This is a genomic window from Isoptericola sp. NPDC019571 (assembly GCF_044389385.1).
Lineage (GTDB): Bacteria > Actinomycetota > Actinomycetes > Actinomycetales > Cellulomonadaceae > Isoptericola > Isoptericola nanjingensis.
Genome location: NZ_JBIRXZ010000008.1, coordinates 36556 through 57838, shown reverse-complemented (window position 1 = coordinate 57838; position 21283 = coordinate 36556). Strand labels below are relative to the sequence as shown.

The window sequence follows — 21283 nt, the reverse complement described above, 5'->3', positions numbered from 1 at the left end:
TATTGCTGCAAGGTTGCTGCAACGGTACAGTCGCCGCGGGTCGCGACCTCCGCGCGCCCGGACGACGAAGGAGTCCTCCATGCCTCGTGCTGCCCAGGCCCGCGCCCCCCGAAGGCGCCCGACCCGTCGCGCGGCGGCATCGCTGACCGCCGTCGCGCTCACCGTCCCCGCGCTGTCCGCCGGCCTCGGCGGGCTCGCCCTCACGACGGCGCCCCCGGCGGGCGCCGCGGACCGCACCGCCACCCTGGTCGGGAGCCTCCAGACGGAGCTCGGCTGCGCCGAGGACTGGGACCCGACCTGTGCCGCCACCACCCTCGCGCCCGCCGGCGACGGCACGTTCGGCGCCGACGTCGACCTGCCGGCCGGGACGTACGAGTACAAGGTCGCGCTCGACGGCGCCTGGGACGAGTCCTACGGGCGCGAGGGCACCGGCGAGAACGCGCCCCTGGTGCTGGGCGGCGACGCGCGCGTGCGGGTCAGCTACGACGACACCACGCACCGCGTCGCGCTCACGCCGCTGACGCTGGCCGGCGCCTACGACGACGCGACGGACGCCGACCTGGTGGTGCCGCCGGTGCGGCAGGCGGGCTCGGACGAGCGGTTCTACTTCGTCATGACCGACCGCTTCGCGAACGGCGACGACTCGAACGACACCGGCGGGATCGACGGCGACCGGCTCGCGACCGGCTTCGACCCGACCGACAAGGGCTTCTACCAGGGCGGGGACATCGCCGGCCTGCGCGAGAAGCTCGACTACATCGAGGGCCTGGGCACCACCGCGATCTGGCTGACGCCGTCGTTCCTCAACCGCCCGGTGCAGGGCACGGGCGACGACGCGAGCGCGGGCTACCACGGCTACTGGATCACGGACTTCACGCGGATCGACCCGCACCTGGGCACCAACGACGAGCTGCGCGCACTGATCGACGAGGCCCACGGCAAGGGCATCAAGGTCTACTTCGACATCATCACCAACCACACGGCCGACGTCATCGACTACGCCGAGGGGGAGTACGGGTACGTCGACCAGGCGACGTCGCCCTACACCGACGCCGCCGGGAACACCTTCGACCCGGGCGACGTCGCGGGCTCGGACGACTTCCCCGAGCTCGACGCCGCGACGTCGTTCCCGTACACGCCGGTGATCGCGCCCGAGGACTCCGACGTCAAGGTCCCGGCCTGGCTCAACGACCCGACGCTGTACCACAACCGGGGCAACTCGACGTGGACGGGGGAGTCGGTCACGTACGGCGACTTCGACGGCCTGGACGACCTCATGACGGAGGACCCGCGCGTCGTGCAGGGCTTCGTCGGCGTGTACTCCGACTGGATCGACCTCGGCATCGACGGCTTCCGCATCGACACGGTCAAGCACGTGAACCCGGAGTTCTGGGAGACGTGGTCGGCCGAGGTCATGGACTACGCCCACGCGCAGGGCAAGGACGACTTCTTCATGTTCGGCGAGGTCTACGACGCCGACGCCGCCAAGACGTCGCCGTACGTGCGCGACACCGACATGAGCTCGGTGCTCGATTTCTCCTTCCAGGCGGCCGCGACCAGCTACGCGAGCGGCAACAGCGCGCGCGGCCTGGCGAGCCTGTTCGCGAGCGACGACCGGTACACGACCCCGACAAGGTCGGCGTCCGCGCTGCCCACCTTCCTCGGCAACCACGACATGGGCCGCGTGGGGTACATGCTCGCGGGCACGGACGAGCCGCTGGCCCGGGACGAGCTGGCCCACGACCTCATGTACCTCACGCGCGGCCAGCCGGTCGTGTACTACGGCGACGAGCAGGGCTTCGCCGGCACCGGAGGGGACAAGGACGCCCGGCAGACCCTCTTCGCCACGCAGGTCGACGAGTACGCCGACCAGCCGCTCGTCACGGGCGAGCAGGCGGGCAGCGTGGACCGCTACGCCACCGACGCGCCGCTGTACTCCCGCATCGCCGAGCTGGCGGCGCTGCGCGAGGCGCACCCGGCGCTCGCGACCGGCGCACAGGTCGAGCGGTACGCGGAGAACGGCGCCGGGATCTACGCGTTCAGCCGCGTGGACCGCACGGAGAAGGTCGAGCACCTGGTCGCCGTCAACAACGCGGCGCAGGAGAAGGACGCGACCTTCACGACCCTCACCCCGGGCGCGTCGTACGAGGTGCTGTACGGCGACGGGGAGCCGGTGACCGCGGACGACGCCGGCGAGGTCACCGTCAGCGTCCCGGCGACGTCGGCCCTGGTGCTGCGCGCCGACCGCACGGTGGGCGCGGACTCTGACGGCACGCTGGACGTCGCCGTCCCGGCGGCGGGCGCGGCGGTCACCGGCACCGCGGCGGTGGCGGCGGACGTCGACGACGACGCGTGGGCGGAGACGTCCTTCGCGTGGCGCGAGGTCGGCACGTCCGGGTGGAACCCGCTCGGCACGGCCGAGGACACGACGCCGCGCGTCTTCCACGACGCGAAGGGCCTGGCCGAGGGCACCCTCGTCGAGTACCGCGCCGTGACGCAGGACGCCGACGGCGAGCGCGCGGCCGCCTCGACCTTCGCCTCCGTCGGCGTCGACGTGTCCGGCGTGGTCGGCGACGAGGAGCCCGAGCCCGAGATCGACCTGGTGACCGTGCCCGGCAGCCACAACAGCGAGATGGGCTGCGCCGGCGACTGGACCCCGGACTGCGAGGGCGCGCGCCTCACCGAGCGCCCGGACGGCGTGTGGGAGGGCACCTTCGACCTGCCGGAGGGCGACTACGAGTACAAGGTCGCCGTGAACGGGTCGTGGGACGTCAACTACGGCGTCGGGGGAGTGCGCGACGGCGGCAACGCCACGTACTCGCACGACGGCGGCGAGGTCACGTTCTACTGGGACCCGGTGAGCCACGACTTCTCGTCCACCGCGCAGGGCCCGGTCGTCACGCTGGCCGGGTCGTTCCAGGACCAGGTGGGCTGCTCCTCCTCCTGGGCGCCCGACTGCCTCGCGTCGTGGCTCAAGGACCCGGACGGCGACGGCACGTACACCTGGTCCACCGACGACCTGGCCGCCGGCGCGTACGAGGCGAAGGTGGCGCACGGGCTGAGCTGGGCCGAGAACTACGGCGTCGGCGGCGCGCCCGACGGCGCCAACTACTCCTTCAGCGTGGGCGAGGGCGAGACGGTGGCGTTCTCCTACGACCTCGCGTCGCACGTCCTGACGATCGGCGTGGAGAACCCGCCGCTGCCGGGCACGGGGCAGCAGGCCGCGCACTGGGTCCGTCAGGGCGTGGTGCTCGCGCCCGGCGACCTCGGCTCCGGCGCCGACTGGACCCTGTGGACCGCGCCCGACGGCGGCCTGGCGGTCGCGGACGGCGAGGTGCGGGGGCCGGACGGCGGCGACCTGCCGGAGGGTGCCGCGTCCTACGACCTGGCCCCCGCGGGGGACGTGCCCGACGACGTCGCGCGCGACTTCCCGGCGCTCGCGGGCCACACGGCCCTCGCGCCGGTGGGCGACGACGGGAAGCCGCTGGGCCGCGCGGCGGTCGAGGAGCTCCTGACCGGCCAGCTGCTGGTCACCCGGGCCTCGGGCGAGGGGCTGTCCGCGGCGACGGGCGTGCAGGTGCCCGGCGTCCTCGACGACCTGTACAGCGAGCAGGCGTCGAAGCGTACGTTCGGCGCGCAGCGGCACCCGAGCGGCCGGTGGGCCTCGTTCGCGCTCTGGGCGCCGACGGCGCAGGACGTCGACCTCCTCGTGTGGCCCGCCGGCCGCGACCTGGCCGAGGACCCCGAGCGCTTCGACGCGGTGCGCGAGCGTGACGGCTCGTGGACGCTCGACGGCAAGCGGGCGGCGAAGCGGCTCGCCTGGGACGGCGCCCGCTACCGGTACGCGGTGACGGTCTACGTGCCGGGCACGGGGAAGGTCGAGACGAACGTCGTCACCGACCCGTACTCGGTCGGGCTCACGCTCGACTCGACGCACTCGGTCGTCGTCGGCCTGGACGACAAGCGCTGGCAGCCGAAGGTCTGGCGCCACGCGCGCCAGCCCGTCGTCGACCGGGCCGTGGACCAGACGATCTACGAGCTGCACGTGCGCGACTTCTCGATCTCCGACGAGACCGTGCCGGCGAAGGAGCGCGGCACGTACCTCGCGTTCGCGCAGCGGCGCTCGGACGGCATGGCGCACCTGCGCGAGCTGGCCGACGCGGGCATGACGACGGTGCACCTGCTGCCGACGTTCGACATCGCGACGATCCCCGAGGACCGTGCGGACCAGGCGACCACGCCCGACCTGTCCGGGTTCGCGCCCGACGGCGAGGAGCAGCAGGCGGCGGTCGGCGACGTCGCGGCGAGCGACGGCTTCAACTGGGGCTACGACCCGTTCCACTTCTCGGTCCCCGAGGGCTCGTACGCCGTCGATGCCGAGGGGGGTGCCCGCGTGGCCGAGTTCCGCACGATGGTGGGCTCGCTGCACGACGCGGGCCTGCAGGTGGTGCTCGACCAGGTGTTCAACCACACCGCGGCGAGCGGGCAGGACGCGAAGAGCGTCCTCGACCGGGTCGTGCCGGGCTACTACCAGCGGCTGAACCCGACGACGGGCGCCGTGGAGACCAGCACCTGCTGCCAGAACGTCGCCACCGAGCACGCGATGGCGGGCAAGCTCATGGTCGACTCGGTGGTCACGTGGGCCCGCGACTACAAGGTGGACGGCTTCCGCTTCGACCTCATGGGCCACCACTCGAAGGAGAACATGCTGGCCGTGCGCGAGGCGCTCGACGCCCTGACCGTCCGCAAGGACGGCGTCGACGGGTCCGCCGTCTACCTGTACGGCGAGGGCTGGAACTTCGGCGAGGTGGCGGACAACGCCCTGTTCACGCAGGCCACGCAGGGGCAGCTCGGCGGGACGGGCATCGGCACGTTCAGCGACAGGCTGCGCGACGCCGTGCACGGCGGGTCGCCGGTGGACGCCGCGTCGCGGTTCACCCAGGGCTTTGGCACGGGGCTGTTCACCGACCCGAACGGTCGCGAGGCCAGCGAGGGCGACGCCGGCAGCGTCAACGACGGCTCCGACGACGAGCGCGCCGACCTGGGCCACCAGACCGACCTGGTGCGCCTCGGGCTGGCGGGCAACCTGCGGGACTACGCGTTCCGGGCGGCGGACGACGGCGCCGGCGAGACGACGCGGGGGGAGGACCTCGACTACCGCGGCGCGCCCGCGGGGTACGCGGACTCGCCGGAGGAGGTCGTCACGTACGTCGACGCGCACGACAACGAGACGCTCTTCGACCTGCTGACGCTCAAGCTGCCGCAGGACACCGCGATGACGGACCGGGTCCGGATGAACACCGTGTCGCTCGCGACGACGGCGCTGGCCCAGACCCCGTCGTTCTGGCACGCGGGCACGGACCTGCTGCGCTCGAAGTCGCTGGACCGGAACTCCTACGACTCGGGCGACTGGTTCAACGCGATCGACTGGTCGGGGCAGGACAACGGCTTCGGCCGCGGCCTGCCGCCGGCGGCGGACAACGAGGACGCGTGGCCGGTGATGGCGCCGCTCCTGGCGGACCCGGCGCTCAAGCCCGCGCCGTCGGACATCGCGACGGCCTCCGACGCGGCGCGCGAGCTGCTCGAGCTGAGGTCCTCGACGCGGCTGTTCCGCCTCGGCAGCGCCGCGGCGATCGAGCAGAAGGTGTCGTTCCCGGGGGCGGGGCCGGACGCGCAGCCCGGCGTCGTCGCCATGGCGGTGGACGACACCGTCGGCCGTGACGCCGACCGTCGCCTGGACGGCCTGCTGACGGTGTTCAACGCGTCGCCGGAGCCCGTGACGCTCGAGCTGGCCGGGCTGCGCGGCCGGGACTTCCGGCTCTCGGGCGTGCAGCGCTCGGGGAGCGACGCGGTCGTCAAGCGGACCCGGTGGGACGCGCGCACGGGCACGGTCACCGTGCCCGCCCGGACCGTGGCGGTGCTGGAGGACCCGCAGCGCTGAGCCACCGCACGCCCTCGCGGTTGTGTTCGACGTACGAACCAACTGTCGAGGGGGCGGGACCCGGAGGGCCGCGGGACGGAACGCCGTCCCGCGGCCCTTCTCGCGCTCTCGCTGTGACAACGGTGCGGCGTGACACGATCGTTATCGGTTTCCACCCGCCCAGGCTTTGACTTCGGAACTCGAACGCAGCAGTCTGTACCGCGGACCGGCTCGGCCGTCCGAGGAAGACCTCGGCGTCCGGGCGCCGGCGGCGAAGGTCGCTGCCGGGGGACACTCGACGACGAGAAGGAGCGCGAGGATGCGACTCGCCAAGACGATGGGCGCGGTGGCCGCCGGTGCGGCGCTGACGCTGGGACTCGCCGCGTGCGGCGGCTCCGGGGCCGGCGGTGGCGGCGGTGCCGACGGCGCCGCGGGCAACGGCGACGACGACGTGAAGATCGGCGTCGCGATGCCGACGCAGACCTACGAGCGTTGGATCCAGGACGGCAACAACGTCAAGAAGGGCCTGGAGGACCTCGGCTACTCCGTGGACCTGCAGTTCGCCAACGACGACATCCCGACCCAGACGCAGCAGATCGACTCGATGATCACCGAGGGCGTCGACGTCCTCGTCATCGCCTCGATCGACGGCACCGCGCTGACCAGCCAGCTCGACGCGGCCGCCGCGGCGAACATCCCGGTCATCGCGTACGACCGCCTGATCCGCGACAGCGAGAACGTCGACTTCTACACGACGTTCGACAACGAGGCGGTCGGCGTGGCGCAGGCCAACGCCCTGCTCCGCGGCCTGGGCTACCTCGACGCCGACGGCAAGGAGACCGGCGAGAAGGGCCCGTACAACATCGAGCTCTTCGCCGGCTCGCCGGACGACAACAACGCCGGGTTCTTCTTCGACGGCGCGATGTCGGTGCTGCAGCCGCTCATCGACGACGGCACGATCGTCGTCCCGTCCGGCCAGACCGACTTCGGCCAGGTCACGACGCAGCGCTGGGAGCTCGAGACGGCCCAGAAGCGCATGGAGGACCTGCTCACCTCCACGTACCAGGGCGGCGAGAAGCTGGACGGCGTGCTCGCGCCGGCCGACGTGCTCTCCCGCGGCATCATCAACGCGCTCCAGAGCGCGGGCATGGGGCCGACCCTCGAGAAGGGCCTGCCGGTCGTCACCGGTCAGGACGCCGAGATCGCGAACATCAAGCTCATCGACGACGGCGTCCAGTCCTCGACGATCTTCAAGGACACGCGCCTCCTCGCCGAGCAGGCCGTCAAGGCCACGCAGTCCTTCGTGGAGGGCAACGACCCCGAGGCGAACGACACCAAGACGTACGACAACGGCGTGAAGGTCGTGCCGTCGTACCTGCTCGAGGTCCAGACGGTGTTCAAGGACGACATCCAGCCCGTGCTGATCGACGCCGGGTACTACACCGCCGACGAGGTCAAGGCCGGTCAGGCGGACGACTGATCCGCAGGTCATGACCCGCACGGGCAGGCCCGTCCGTCGCCGCTCCCGCTCGGGGGCGGACGACGGGCGGGCCCGCCCCCGGGGCCGCCGCGGACGTGTCCGACGGCGGCGCACCCCACCGAAGGAGGGACGAGGGCGCAGATGAGCACGATCCTGGAGATGCGCTCCATCACCAAGGAGTTCCCCGGCGTCAAGGCGCTGTCCGACGTCACGCTGACCGTCGAGCAGGGCGAGATCCACGCCATCTGCGGCGAGAACGGCGCGGGGAAGTCCACGCTCATGAAGGTGCTGTCGGGCGTCTACCCGCACGGCACCTACGACGGCGAGATCATCCTGGACGGGACGACGGCGGAGTTCGGGTCGATCAACGACTCGGAGGACCGCGGCGTCGTCATCATCCACCAGGAGCTCGCCCTGGTTCCGTACCTGTCGGTCGCCGAGAACATCTTCCTGGGCAACGAGACCCGGAACCGGTTCGGGATGATCGACTGGAACGCCGCGAACCGGAAGGCCCACGCCCTGCTCGAGCGCGTCGGCCTGGACGAGAACCCGACGACGCCCGTCGGCCAGCTCGGCGTCGGCAAGCAGCAGCTCATCGAGATCGCCAAGGCGCTCTCGAAGGAGGTCAAGCTGCTGATCCTCGACGAGCCGACCGCTGCGCTCAACGACGACGACTCCGAGCACCTGCTCGAGCTGCTGCGCCAGCTCAAGGCGCACGGCATCACGTCGATCATCATCTCCCACAAGCTCAACGAGATCGAGGAGATCGCCGACCGCACGACGATCATCCGCGACGGCCGGACCATCGAGACCATCGACATGTCCGAGCCGGGCTCCACCCAGGACCGCATCATCCGCGGCATGGTGGGCCGTGACCTCGAGCACCGCTACCCCGAGCGCGCGTCCGTCGTCGGCGACGAGGTGCTGCGCGTGGAGCACTGGAGCGTCGACCACCCCACGCAGATCGGCCGGCAGATCATCGTCGACGCGTCGTTCAACGTGCGCGCCGGCGAGGTGGTCGGGATCGCCGGCCTCATGGGTGCCGGGCGCACCGAGCTCGCGATGAGCATCTTCGGCCGCACCTACGGACGCAACATCCGCGGCGAGATCTACAAGGACGGCAAGCCGATCCAGGTCCGCACCGTGTCCGAGGCGATCGGGCACAACCTCGCGTACGCGACCGAGGACCGCAAGCACTACGGCCTCAACCTCATCGACGACATCCGGCACAACATCTCCGCGGCCGGCCTGCCCAAGCTCGCCCCGCGCGGCTGGGTCAACGGCAACGAGGAGCTCCGGGTCGCCGAGGACTACCGCGGCTCCCTCAACATCAAGACGCCCAACGTCCTGGTCGACGTCGGCAAGCTCTCCGGCGGCAACCAGCAGAAGGTCGTGCTGTCCAAGTGGCTGTACACCGACCCCGACGTGCTCATCCTCGACGAGCCGACCCGCGGGATCGACGTCGGCGCCAAGTTCGAGATCTACACGATCATCAACAAGATGGTCGCGGCGGGGAAGGCGGTCGTCGTCATCTCCTCCGAGCTTCCCGAGCTGCTCGGCATCTGCGACCGCGTGTACACCCTCGCCTTCGGTCGGATCACCGGTGAGCTCCCCGTCGCCGAGGCGACGCAGGAGCGCCTCATGGAGCTCATGACGATCGAGCGCGACCAGCCCCTGCCCACGAAGGAAACCGCCTCATGAACGCCATCGACTCGGTCCGGGACATCCTGACCCGGAACATGCGCCAGAGCGGCATCGTCATCGCCTTCCTGGCGATCGTCGTGCTCTTCGCCGCACTGAACCCGAACTTCCTCTCGCCGACGAACCTCACGAACATCGTCCTGCAGTACTCGTACATCCTGATCCTCGCGATCGGGATGGTGATGATCATCGTCGCGGGGCAGATCGACCTGTCCGTCGGTTCGGTGGTCGCCCTCACCGGGGCCGTGAGCGCCGTCGTCGTCATCCGTCAGGGCATGCCCTGGTACGTGGGCGTGCTCGCCGCCCTGGTCGTCGGCCTCCTGGTCGGCATCTGGCAGGGCTTCTGGGTCGCCTACGTCGGGATCCCCGGCTTCATCGTGACCCTGGCCGGCATGCTCCTGTTCCGCGGCCTGACGTTCCTCGTGCTGGACAACAAGTCGCTGTCGCCGTTCGGCGGCACGTACTACGACATCGCCAACGGGTTCCTCAACGGGCTGCTCGGCGGCAACGGGTTCGACGTCTTCACGCTGGTGATCTTCGGCATCGCCGTGGTCGGCTTCGGCGTCAGCCAGTGGCGCACGCGCCAGGGCAAGATCGCCTACCAGCAGACGGTCGAGTCGATGCCGCTGTTCGTGGTCAAGCTCGTCGCGGTCGCCGCCGTGGTGATGTGGTTCGGGTTCCAGCTGTCCATCTCGCGCGGCCTGCCGATCGTGCTCATCATCCTCGCGGTGCTGATCATCGCGTACACGCTCGTCACGCAGAAGTCGGTCTTCGGGCGGCACGTCTACGCCGTCGGCGGCAACCGCCACGCGGCCGAGCTGTCCGGCGTGAAGGTCCGCAAGGTCAACTTCTGGATCTTCGTGAACATGGGCGTCCTGGCCTCGGTGGCCGGCATCGTCTACTCCTCGCGCATGAACGGCGCCCAGCCGGGCGCGGGCAACATGTTCGAGCTCGACGCGATCGCCGCGTGCTTCATCGGCGGCGCGTCGACCACCGGCGGCGTCGGCCGCGTGGGCGGCGCCATGATCGGTGGTCTGATCATGGCCGTCATGTCCAACGGCATGCAGCTGATGGGCGTGCCGCAGTCGATGCAGCAGGTCGTCAAGGGTCTGGTGCTGCTGCTCGCGGTCGCGTTCGACATCTACAACAAGCGTCGCGCCTCGGTGCTGCGCTGACCAAGGGGGTCCGGCCGGGGCCGGACCATCCCGCCACCAAGCGCGGGGCGGCGGACGACCGCCGCCCCGCGCGTCGTCGCACCATAGACTCCCCGGCGTGAGAGGACGGCTGCCGATGGTGGGATCGCAGTCGTCGCTGCGCGAGGCGAACCGCGCGCGCGTCGTCGACGCGGTGAAGCGGCACGGCGGGCTGACGCAGGTCGAGCTCACGGGGGCCACCGGGCTCTCGCCCGCCACCGTGTCGACCATCGTCAAGGAGCTCGTCGCCGCCGAGCTCGTCGAGGTGCGCAACACGATCCGCTCGGGCCGGCGCGCGCAGCTCGTCACCCTCGCCCACCGTGTCGGGCTCGTCGCGGGCGTGCTGGTAGGGACGCGGCACCTCACCGTGGCGATCGCGGACGTGTCGCACGAGGTCCTCGCCGAGCAGGTGCTGCCGCTGCCGGCGGAGCACCGCGCCGACACCAGCCTCGACCGCGCGGCCCTGCTCGTCGTCGACCTGCTGGAGCGCGTCGGTTCGGAGCTCGACGAGGTGCTCGGCATCGGCCTCGGGCTGCCGGCGCCGGTCGACGCCTCCAGCGGCCAGGTCACCGTGCGCGGCATCCTGCGCGGCTGGGACGGCGTGCCCGTGGCGCAGGTGCTGTCGAAGCGGCTGGCCCGGCCGGTGTTCGTGGACAACGACGCGAACCTGGGTGCCCTGGCCGAGAGCACGGTCGGCGCCGCCCGCGAGGTGCACGACGCGCTGTACGTCCGCGCCGGCCACGGCGTCGGGGCCGGCATCGTGCTGGCGGGCCGCGTGCACCGCGGCGTCGCGGGCACGGCGGGCGAGATCGGGCACGTGCAGGTCGACCCGGCCGGCAACATCTGCTCGTGCGGCAGCCGCGGCTGCCTGGACACGGTCGTGGGGGACCGGGCGCTGCTCGAGCCGCTGCGCAGCAGCCACGGGAACCTCACCCTCGCCGACGTCGTGCGCCTGACGAACGACGACGACCCGGGCTGTCGGGAGATCGTCGCCGACGCCGGTACGGTGGTCGGCGGCGTCGTGGCCGGGCTGGCGACGTCGCTCAACCCGGAGCTCGTCGTCGTCGGGGGAGCGCTGGCCGCGACGGGCGAGGTCTTCCTCGGGCCGCTGCGCGAGGCGCTGCGCCGCCGGACCCTGCTGCAGCAGGTCACGCCTCTCGAGGTGGTGCCCGCGGCGCTGGGGACGCGCGCCGAGCTGGAGGGAGCCCTCGCGCTCGCGCTGCAGCACACCGACCTGCTGGAGCAGCCCGACGACGGACCGCACGGCGCCGTCGCCGTGGGCCAGGTCCGCACAGGAAAGGGGAACCGGTGAGGGGACGCACGCCGCTGCTCGCGCTGCGGCAGGTCAGCAGGTACTTCGGTGCCGTCGAGGCCCTCGTCGACGTGGACCTGGAGGTGCACGCGCACGAGGTGGTGGCCCTGGTCGGGGACAACGGGGCGGGCAAGTCGACGCTCGCCCAGATCGTGGCGGGCGTGCTGAGCCCGAGCTCGGGGCAGCTGGAGATCGACGGCGAGCCCGTGTCGATCCCGTCGCCCTCGGCGGCGAACCAGCTCGGCGTGGCGAGCGTCTTCCAGGACCTCGCCGTCTGCGAGAACCTCGACGTCACCGCGAACGTGTTCCTGGGGCAGGAGCTGCGCGGGCGGGCGGGGCTGCTGCGCGACGGCGACATGGAGACCGAGACCCGCGCGCTCCTCGAGCACCTCACGATCCGGATCCCGTCGGTGCGGACCCCGCTGCGGCACCTGTCCGCCGGGCAGCGTCAGGCGGTCGCCATCGCGCGCACCCTCATCGGCCAGCCGCGCATCGTGGTGCTCGACGAGCCGACGGCGGCGCTCTCGGTGGCGCAGACCGCCGAGGTGCTCACGCACATCCAGCGCCTGCGCGAGCTGGGGCTCGGCGTCATCCTCATCAGCCACAACCTCAACGACGTGCGCGCGGTCTCCGACCGCATCGAGGTGCTGCGGCACGGCCGGAACAACGGGTCGTTCCCGGCCACGGCCGCGCACGAGGAGATCCTCGCGGCGATCACCGGCGCGGCCTGAGATTCACCCGCTGGTCCCACCTTCGAGCCGGCAGGGCCTCAGCGGCGGTCCTTCCGGCCGAACCGGTCGTGCGGGTCGATGTGCGCGAGGACCTTGTCGAGCGCGCCCGCGAGGGTGTGCAGCTCATCGGGGTCGAGGTCGTCGAACACGTCCTCGAGGACGGTGCGCGCGTGGCCGGGGGCGCTCGCGACGACCTTGCGCCAGCCCTCGTCGGTGAGGTGGGCGATGGTCGCGCGGCGGTCGTCGGGGGCGGTGCAGCGCTCGACGTAGCCGCGCGCCTCCAACCGGCGCGCGACGTGGGAGAGCCGGGGGAGCGTGGCACTGGTGAGCCTGGCGAGCTCGGTCATGCGGAGGGCGCGCTCGGGCGCCTCGGAGAGCATGGCGAGCACGATGTACTCGAAGTGGGTGAGGTCGGCGTCGCGGCGCAGCTGCTGGTCGAGCGCGGCGGGCAGCAGCTCGATCACCGCCTGGAGGCGGAGCCACGTGCGCATCTGCTCGGCGTCGAGCCAGCGCGGCTCGTCGTCGGCCGCCGTCGTGCGCCGGGTCGTCGTCACGTGATCGTCCTCCTGGTCCGTCACCCTCGAACTAAGGTTGACGCTACAACTATAGCGGTCTATGTTGGTTGTAGCGTCAACCAATAGGGTCGGCGCGGGACCCCAGGAGGAACCATGGCCACCATCAGCATCATCGGCACCGGGAACATGGGCACCGCGATCGCCGGGCTCGCGCTCGCCGGTGGCAACGACGTGCAGGTCGTCGCCCGCGACGTCGCCAAGGCCGCGGCCGTGGACGCCGCCGTCACCGCGACCGCGTTCGGCGAGCCGCTCACGGGCGAGATCGTCGTGCTGGCGCTGCCGTACCCGGCGCTCGACGACGTCGTCGCGACCTACGGCGACCAGCTCGCCGGCCGCACCGTGGTCGACCTCACCAACCCGCTCGACTTCGCCACCTTCGACGCGCTCGTCGTGCCCGCCGACTCCTCCGCCGCCGCCGGGCTGGCGGAGAAGCTCCCCGACGCGACGGTGCTCAAGGCGTTCAACACGAACTTCGCCGCGACGCTCGTGAGCGGCACCGTCGGCGACGTGCCCACGACCGTCCTCGTCGCGGGCGACGACGCCGCCGCCAAGGCCGCGTTCGCCGCCGCTCTCGACGGCTCCACCGTCCGCGTCGTCGACGCCGGGTCGCTGAAGCGTGCTCGCGAGCTCGAGGCCCTCGGGTTCCTGCAGCTCACCCTCGCCGCGGGGGAGCGGACGCAGTGGACCACCGGGTTCGCGCTGCTCTGACCCCCGTCGCCACCCGCCCGTCCCAGCACCAGGAGCCGATCATGACCCGCACGTCCGACCTCCTCGCGGCCGAGACCGCGATGGGCGCCGTCACCCTGCACGTGGGCGACCTCGGCGCGATGAGCGCCTACTACCGCGAGGCGATCGCGCTCGAGGAGATCCCGGCCCTCGGCGCCCCCGGCCGGGTGGTGCTGGGGCGCGGCGGCGTGCCCGTCGTCGCGCTGCAGCACACACCGGGGCTGCCGGCGACGTCGCGGAACCAGGCCGGGCTGTTCCACACGGCCGTGCTGTTCGACACCGAGGAGGCGCTCGCCTCCGCCGTCGCCCACGCCGCGCAGCACCCGCTGTCGCGGTTCGCCGGGAACTCCGACCACTGGGTGTCGCGGGCGTTCTACTTCACGGACCCCGAGGACAACGGCATCGAGCTCTACTGGGACCGCCCGCGCGAGGTCTGGCAGCACGACGACGGCGGGCGCGTGGCGATGGGCTCCGACTGGTTCGACCCGCAGGAGTTCCTGCAGCGGCACCTCACCGAGGACGCCCTGGCCGGCACCGCGGGCCAGGCGGCCCAGGTCGGTCACGTCCACCTGCAGGTGGGCGACATCCCCACCGCGCAGCGGTTCTACGTCGACACCCTCGGCTTCGAGATCATGGCGACGTTCCACGGTGCGCTGTTCGTCGCCGCCGGCGGGTACCACCACCACATGGCGATGAACACCTGGAACAGCGCGGGCGCCGGGCCGCGGGCCGCCACGCTCGGCCTCGGCCAGGTGGCGCTCACCGTGCCCACGCGAGACGAGGTCGGCGCGCTCGCCGACCGGCTGAAGCACTCCGGCGTCGCGACGCGCGACGACGGCCGGACCCTGCGCTTCGACGACCCGTGGAACACGCTCGTCGAGGTGTCGGTCGGCTGACCCGGCCGGGCGCCGGTTCGGCGGCGGGCGGGGTCGGCGGAGGTCAGCGGAAGACGACGGTGCGGTGGCCGTCGAGCAGCACGCGGTGCTCGGCGTGCCACCGCACGGCGCGCGCGAGGGTGCGGCGCTCGACGTCCTCGCCGATCGCGACGAGGTCCGCGACGGCGCGCGAGTGGTCCACGCGCTCGACGTCCTGCTCGATGATCGGGCCCTCGTCGAGGTCGCCCGTGACGTAGTGCGACGTCGCGCCGATGAGCTTGACGCCGCGGTCGTGCGCCTGCGCGTACGGGCGGGCGCCCTTGAAGCTCGGCAGGAACGAGTGGTGGATGTTGATGACCTTGCCCTGCAGGTCGCGGCACAGCTCGTCCGACAGGATCTGCATGTACCGGGCGAGGACCACCAGCTCCACGTCGAGCTCGTCGACCAGCTCGCGCAGCCGGTCCTCGGCCTGCGCCTTGGTCTCCTTGGTGACCGGCACGTGGTGGAACGGCTTGCCGTAGAACGCGGCCATGTCCTCGAGGTCCGGGTGGTTGCCCACGACGCCGACGACGTCGACCGGCATGCCCTGGTACCGCTCGCGGTACAGCAGGTCCACCAGGCAGTGCGGCGCCTTGCTGACCAGCACCAGCGTGCGCAGGCGGCGGCCGACGACGTCCAGCTCCCAGGTCATGGCGAAGCGCTCCGCCACCGGCGCGACCGCGGCCGTGAGCGCGTCGCGCCCGGCCGCCTCCTCGACGTCGAGCGCCACCTGCACGCGCATGAAGAACAGGCCCGACGCCGGGTCCCCGAACTGCTGCGACTCGGTGATGTTGCCGCCGTGCTCGGCCAGCACGCCCGCCACGGCGTGCACGATCCCGGGGCGGTCGGGGCAGGAGAGGGTCAGCACCCATTCGGTCGTCACCCGCCCATTGTCACCGACGGCCCCGGGCGCGCGACGACACGTCCGCCGTCGGTCTGCCACGATGTCCTCATGAGCGAGGCACGCGGCACTGACGCCCAGGAAGTCCAGCAGGAGAGCGGCGACGACACGCTGCGGATCGCGCTGGTCGAGGACGACCAGGCGGGCGAGCTGCTGACGTTGCGGCGGGCGGCGTTCGTCAGCGAGGCGCAGCTGTACGACGACCCGCACATCCCGCCGTTGACGCAGACGCTGCACGAGCTGCGCGACGACATGGCGCGCGACGACGTCGTGACCGTGGGCGCGTGGGAGGGGCACCGCCTGGTGGGGTCGCTGCGCCTGGAGATCGAGGGGCCGAAGGCGACGCTGGGGCGGCTCGCCGTCGCGCCGGACCAGCAGGCCAAGGGCATCGGCACGTCCCTGATGTTCGCGATCCTGCAGTTCCTGCCGTCCGAGGTGACGGAGGTGTGGGCGTTCACGGGCAAGGACTCGAAGAAGAACCTCGCCATGTACACCAAGCACGGCTACGAGGAGCAGTACGACCGCGCGGCGGGCAAGCTCACGCTGACCTACCTGCGCCGGGTGCTCGACGAGGTCGACGCGAGGAACGCGGCGCAGGAGTCATGACCGACGCCGGCCGGCAGGCGACGCGTCCTCGGTCGCGCCGCCCGTCCATGGCCGACGTCGCTGCCGTCGCAGGGGTCTCCCACCAGACCGTCTCCCGGGTGCTCAACGAGCACCCGAGCGTGCGCGGAGAGACCCGCGAGCGGGTGCTGGACGCCATCGCCACCCTCGGCTACCGGCGCAACAGCGCCGCGCGGGCGCTGGCGACGGCGCGCTCGGCGACGCTCGGCGTGGTGACCACGGGCTCGGCGCTGTTCGGCCCGACCAGCACGCTCATCGCGATCGAGGGCGCGGCGCGGGACGAGGGGTACTTCGTCTCCGTCGCGACGCTGCGACGCTACGACGCCGAGGCGATGCACGAGGCCCTGGAGCACTTCATGGACCAGGGCGTCGAGGCGATCGTGGTCATCGCCCCGCAGGACGACGTCGCGGCCGCCGTCGAGTCCTTCCGCGCGCCGGTGCCGGTGCTCGTCGTCGCCGCCCTGGAGAAGCTGCCCCGCGACGCGGGCACGACGGCGGCGGGCCCGACGACGCTGTCGCTCGCCGTCGACCAGCGGGCCGGGGCGTGCACCGCGACCGAGCACCTGCTCGACCTGGGGCACCGCGACGTGCTGCAGGTCGCCGGGCCGCAGGACTGGTTCGACGCCCGCGAGCGCGCCGCCGGCTGGCGGGAGGCGCTCGAGGCGCGCGGGATCGCGCCGAGCCGGCCGCGGTACTGCAGCTGGTCGGCCGAGGACGGGTACACGGCGGGCCGCGACCTCGCCGAGGCCGTGGTGGCGCACGAGGGCCCGACGGCGGTGTTCGCGGGGAACGACCAGCTCGCCCTCGGCATCCTCCGCGCGTTCTGGGAGCGGGGCCTCTCCGTGCCCGACGACGTGTCGGTGGTGGGCTTCGACGACGTCGCGGGGGCCGCGTACTTCGTGCCGCCGCTGACCACGGTGCGGCAGCCGTTCGGGGTGCTGGGGGAGCGCAGCGTGGCGATGGTCGTCGCCGCGCTGGCCGGCGGCACCGTGCCGACCGAGCGGATCGTGCCCGAGCTCGTGGTGCGCTCCAGCACGGCGCCGCCGCCCGCCCGCTGACCGAGGCTCGTCGACCACCCTCGTTGACCGCCGTCGTGGCGGCTGGGTAGATTCGGCGCGTTCGCAGTTCTACATCGTTGTAGAGGAGTCACGATGCGCAGATCTCTCAGGCGGGCCCGCGCCGCGGCGGCGGGGGTGCTCACGACGGCGCTGCTGGGCGCGTCGCTGGTCGCCGCCACGACCGTCGGTCCGGCGACCGCCACGCCCGGCGCCGCCGAGCGCGGCCGCCACGCCCCGACCGCCCCGACCGGCGGACTCTCCGTGACCGGCGAGACCTCTCCGGTGCACGACCCGGCGCTCGTCGTCGGCGACGACGGCACCTGGCGCGTGTACACCACGGGGCTGGTGAACCGGGAGAACGGCGGCACGATCCAGATGTGGTCGAGCCACGACGAGGGCGTGACCTGGGTCTACGACGGCACCGTCTGGGACGAGATCCCCGCCTGGATCGACGAGCGCTTCGCGGCGGACGGCGACGGGGTGCTGCCCGACAACCTGTGGGCGCCCGAGGTCTACGAGCACGACGGCACCTACTACCTGTACTACTCGGCGTCGCGCTTCGGCACGAACACCTCGGTCACGGCGCTCGCGACCAACACGACCCTCGACCCGGACGACCCGGACTACGAGTGGGTCGACCAGGGGCCGGTGATCGACTCGCCCCAGGACATCGCCGGCGGGAAGACGTTCAACGCGATCGACGCGGGCATCGTCGAGGGGAAGGACGGCACCCCGTACATGGCGATCGGGTCGTACTGGTACGGCGTCTTCCTCGTCGAGCTCGAGTGGCCCAGCGGCAAGCTCGCCGACGGCGCTCTGGAGAACGCCACGCACCTGGTGGACCGCATGATGCCGGGCAACCCCGTCGAGGCGCCGTACGTCGTCGAGCGCGACGGCTGGTACTACCTGTTCGTCTCGTTCGACCGGTGCTGCCAGGGCCTCGACAGCACCTACCAGGTGGCGGTCGGTCGGTCGCGCGACGTCGCCGGGCCGTACCTCGACCAGGACGGCAAGGACCTGGCCGACGGCGGCGGCACGGTGCTGCTCTCGTCGCACGGCGCGGTCGTGGGCCCGGGCGGCCAGTCGGTGTCCGACGGCGTGCTCGCCTTCCACTACTACGACGGCGCGAACGCCGAGATCCCGGGCTTCCCGACGCTCGGCCTGCAGCGCCTGGCCTGGAAGGACGGCTGGCCGGTGGTGGACCAGGCCGTCGAGGAGCCGGCCGTCACGGCGGACCCGCGCGACGTGACCGTGCGCGGCAACCGGCCCGCGACGTTCGAGGTCCGCGTGTCCGGCACCCCGGTCCCTGTCGTCACGTGGGAGGTCTCCGACGACGACGGCGCCACCTGGTCGGCGGCCCCGGCCGCCGCGACGCGCGCCGTCGAGGGCACCGCCCGCTGGACCCTGAAGCACGCCGGGCGCGAGCCCGACGGCCTGCTCGTGCGCGCCGTCGTCGCCAACGCCCACGGCGAGGTGCGCAGCGAGCCGGCACGGCTCGACGTCGTCACGCCCGGTCGCCCCACGAGGTAGTCCCCACCGTGCCGAGGTAGTACCAGGCTCCGCGAGGGAGTACCCGCTGTGCCGAGGTAGTGGACTGGTCCACTACCTCGGCGCGGCCGTGACTACCTCGGCGCGGCTGGTACTACCTCGGCGGGACCGGCACTACCTCGCGGGTTGGGTCTCCCGATTTGTGAGCGCTAACATGGATCGACCACCACGACGCCCGACCGGGCGGGGACGGAGCAGGGGATGGCGGAGCAGGGCACGGGCGACGTGACGGAGATCCGGGACGCGATCGCCGCCGGGAGGACGACGCTCGGCATCGAGCTCGGCTCGACCAACATCAAGGCGTGCCTGATCGGGCCCGACCACGCACCGCTCGCGAGCGGCTCGCACGCGTGGGAGAACGAGCTCGTCGACGGGGTGTGGACCTACGCGCTCGACGCCGTGCACGCCGGCCTGCAGGGCGCGTACGCGGCGCTCGTGGCCGACGTCGAGCAGCGCTACGGCGTCCGCCCCACGAGCTACGCCGCGCTCGGCGTCTCCGCGATGATGCACGGCTACCTGCCGTTCGACGCCGACGGCGAGCTGCTCGTCCCGTTCCGCACCTGGCGCAACACGAGCACCGGCCCCGCGGCCGCCGAGCTGTCCGCCCTCTTCGGGCACAACGTCCCGCTGCGCTGGTCGATCGCCCACCTCTACCAGGCGATCCTCGACGACGAGCCGCACGTGCCGCAGGTCGCGTCGTTCACCACGCTGGCCGGCTACGTGCACCGCGCGCTGACCGGTCGGCACGTGCTCGGCGTCGGCGACGCGTCGGGCATGTTCCCGATCGACCCCGCCACGGGCGACTACGACGCGCGGATGCTGGAGCAGTTCCGGCACCTCGCGGCCGCCAAGCGCCCGGGCCTGCACGTCGAGGGCCTGCTGCCCCAGGTGCTCACCGCGGGCGAGGACGCCGGTCGGCTCACCGCCGAGGGCGCCGCGCTGCTCGACCCCACGGGCGCCCTGCAGCCCGGAGTGCTCCTCTGCCCGCCCGAGGGCGACGCCGGCACCGGCATGGTCGCCACGGGCTCGGTCGCGCCGCGCACCGGCAACATCAGCGCGGGCACGTCGATCTTCGCGATGGTCGTGCTCGAGCGGCCGCTGACCTCCGTGCACCACGAGCTCGACCTCGTCACCACGCCCGCCGGCGACCTCGTCGCGATGGTGCACTGCAACAACGGCGCCAGCGAGCTGGACGCGTGGGCCGGCGTCTTCGGCCAGTTCGCGGCCGCCCTGGGGCAGCCCGTCGAGCCCGACGCCGTCTTCGGCGCGCTCTTCCGGGCCGCGCTCGACGGCGCCCCGGACGGCGGCGGGCTGCTCGCCTACAACTACCTCGCCGGGGAGCCCATCACCGGCCTCGACGAGGGGCGCCCCCTCGTGGTGCGCACCCCCGACAGCCGCCTCACGCTGGCGAACTTCGCGCGCACGCAGCTCTACGGCGTCTTCGGCACGCTCGCGCTCGGCATGCGCGTTCTGCACGGCGAGGGCGTCGCGATCGACACGATGTTCGCGCACGGGGGCCTGTTCAAGACGGCGGGCGTCGCCCAGCGGCTGCTGGCCGGCGCGATCGACGCCCCCGTCGCCGTCGGGCAGACGGCGGGGGAGGGCGGTGCCTGGGGCATCGCCGTCCTCGCGGCGTATGCCGCCGCCCGGGCCGAGGCCGACGGTGGCGCCGGCGCTCCCGCCCTCGACGCCTACCTGGCCGAGCGCGTCTTCGCCGACGCCCGGCTCGACGTCGCCGAGCCCGACGCGGACGACGTCGCCGGCTTCGCCGCCTACCTGGAGCGGTACTCCGCCGGCCTCGCGGTCGAGCGCGCCGCCACCGCAGCCCTCTGACGACACGCGTCGCCGACGCACCGCACCCCCGCACTGGAGAAGCACATGAGCACCCCCACCGAGGTCCCCGCGCACCTGCGCGCCGCCGTCGACGCCGCCAAGGAGAATGTTGCGGCCCTGCACGCCGAGCTGCCCCGCTGGGAGCTCGTCGTGTGGACCGCCGGCAACGTGTCCGAGCGGGTCCGCGACGACCGCACCCCCGACGGCTCCGGCGACCTCCTGGTCATCAAGCCGTCCGGGGTCTCCTACGACGACATCACGCCCGAGTCGATGGTGGTCTGCGACCTGGACGGGAAGCTCGTCGAGGGCGACCGGTCCCCGTCGTCGGACACCGCGGCGCACGCCTACGTGTACTCGCACATGCCCGAGGTGGGCGGCGTCGTGCACACGCACTCCACCTACGCGACGGCGTGGGCCGCCCGCGCCGAGGAGATCCCCTGCGTGCTCACGATGATGGCCGACGAGTTCGGCGGCCCGATCCCCGTGGGGCCGTTCGCGATCATCGGCGACGACTCCATCGGCCGCGGCATCGTCGAGACCCTGCGCGGTCACCGGAGCCCGGCGGTCCTGATGCGCAACCACGGCCCGTTCACCATCGGCAAGGACGCCCGCGCCGCGGTGAAGGCCGCCGTGATGGTGGAGGAGGTGGCCCGCACGGTGCACGTGTCGCGCCAGCTCGGCGAGCCGCTGCCCATCGCGCAGGAGCACGTGGACTCCCTGTACGCCCGCTACCAGAACGTCTACGGCCAGCACTGAGCCCGGTCAGG

General features: G+C 72.4%; 15 protein-coding genes. 13 read left to right on the top strand and 2 right to left on the bottom strand.

Annotation, left to right across the window (positions count from 1 at the left end; genetic code table 11):
• Positions 1-79: 79 nt before the first annotated feature.
• The 6 genes from pulA (at position 80) to ACH443_RS14605 (ending at position 12337) form a co-directional block, all read left to right on the top strand.
• On the top strand, positions 80-5941 hold the full coding sequence (gene pulA / locus ACH443_RS14630; protein WP_430590719.1) for a pullulanase-type alpha-1,6-glucosidase: 5862 nt from the start codon (positions 80-82) through the stop codon (positions 5939-5941).
• Between the two features lie 298 nt (positions 5942-6239).
• Entirely contained in the window at positions 6240-7400 is a 1161-nt protein-coding gene (gene chvE, locus ACH443_RS14625; RefSeq protein WP_429766209.1) for a multiple monosaccharide ABC transporter substrate-binding protein, read from the top strand.
• 141 nt (positions 7401-7541) lie between these two features.
• Positions 7542-9101, top strand: a complete 1560-nt coding sequence (gene mmsA, locus ACH443_RS14620; RefSeq protein ID WP_430590718.1) for a multiple monosaccharide ABC transporter ATP-binding protein — start codon at positions 7542-7544, stop codon at positions 9099-9101.
• Positions 9098-10276 (top strand): multiple monosaccharide ABC transporter permease, encoded by a 1179-nt coding sequence (mmsB, locus tag ACH443_RS14615; protein WP_429766212.1) that lies wholly within the window; start codon positions 9098-9100, stop codon positions 10274-10276. The genes mmsA and mmsB overlap by 4 nt, the downstream gene beginning before the upstream one ends.
• Before the next feature lie 115 nt (positions 10277-10391).
• Positions 10392-11606: an ROK family transcriptional regulator gene (locus ACH443_RS14610; protein ID WP_429766299.1), complete on the top strand. Its 1215-nt coding sequence runs from the start codon at positions 10392-10394 to the stop codon at positions 11604-11606.
• Positions 11603-12337 (top strand): ATP-binding cassette domain-containing protein, encoded by a 735-nt coding sequence (locus ACH443_RS14605; RefSeq protein ID WP_429766214.1) that lies wholly within the window; start codon positions 11603-11605, stop codon positions 12335-12337. Before ACH443_RS14610 ends, ACH443_RS14605 begins: the two co-directional genes overlap by 4 nt.
• A 38-nt stretch (positions 12338-12375) precedes the next feature.
• On the opposite strand, the gene ACH443_RS14600 is transcribed toward ACH443_RS14605, so the two are convergent.
• Positions 12376-12891 carry a MarR family winged helix-turn-helix transcriptional regulator gene (locus ACH443_RS14600; RefSeq protein WP_430557558.1) on the bottom strand — a complete coding sequence of 172 codons (516 nt, stop codon included), beginning with the start codon at positions 12889-12891 and terminating at the stop codon, positions 12376-12378.
• Positions 12892-13005: 114 nt separating this feature from the next.
• Between ACH443_RS14600 and ACH443_RS14595 the strand changes: the two genes are divergently transcribed.
• Positions 13006-13620: an NADPH-dependent F420 reductase gene (locus ACH443_RS14595; protein WP_430557557.1), complete on the top strand. Its 615-nt coding sequence runs from the start codon at positions 13006-13008 to the stop codon at positions 13618-13620.
• Between the two features lie 41 nt (positions 13621-13661).
• The gene (locus ACH443_RS14590) at positions 13662-14534 is read left to right on the top strand and encodes a VOC family protein (RefSeq protein WP_430590717.1); all 873 of its coding nucleotides are present in this window, start codon (positions 13662-13664) and stop codon (positions 14532-14534) included.
• 43 nt (positions 14535-14577) lie between these two features.
• Here ACH443_RS14590 and purU read toward each other — a convergent pair whose 3' ends face one another.
• A complete protein-coding gene (purU, locus tag ACH443_RS14585; RefSeq protein ID WP_430557555.1) occupies positions 14578-15435 on the bottom strand; it encodes a formyltetrahydrofolate deformylase in 858 nt (285 codons plus the stop codon).
• A 69-nt stretch (positions 15436-15504) separates the two neighbouring features.
• Here purU and ACH443_RS14580 point away from each other — a divergent pair, with 69 nt between their 5' ends.
• From ACH443_RS14580 to ACH443_RS14560, 5 genes are all read left to right on the top strand, one after another.
• Positions 15505-16059, top strand: coding sequence for a GNAT family N-acetyltransferase (locus ACH443_RS14580; protein WP_429766223.1), 555 nt, complete (start codon positions 15505-15507; stop codon positions 16057-16059).
• Positions 16056-17135: a LacI family DNA-binding transcriptional regulator gene (locus tag ACH443_RS14575; RefSeq protein WP_430590716.1), complete on the top strand. Its 1080-nt coding sequence runs from the start codon at positions 16056-16058 to the stop codon at positions 17133-17135. Before ACH443_RS14580 ends, ACH443_RS14575 begins: the two co-directional genes overlap by 4 nt.
• A gap of 93 nt (positions 17136-17228) precedes the next feature.
• The gene (locus ACH443_RS14570; RefSeq protein ID WP_430590715.1) at positions 17229-18665 is read left to right on the top strand and encodes a glycoside hydrolase family 43 protein; all 1437 of its coding nucleotides are present in this window, start codon (positions 17229-17231) and stop codon (positions 18663-18665) included.
• Between the two features lie 219 nt (positions 18666-18884).
• A complete protein-coding gene (locus tag ACH443_RS14565; protein ID WP_429766229.1) occupies positions 18885-20516 on the top strand; it encodes a xylulokinase in 1632 nt (543 codons plus the stop codon).
• A 45-nt stretch (positions 20517-20561) separates the two neighbouring features.
• On the top strand, positions 20562-21272 hold the full coding sequence (locus tag ACH443_RS14560) for an L-ribulose-5-phosphate 4-epimerase (RefSeq protein ID WP_430590714.1): 711 nt from the start codon (positions 20562-20564) through the stop codon (positions 21270-21272).
• Positions 21273-21283: the final 11 nt, after the last annotated feature.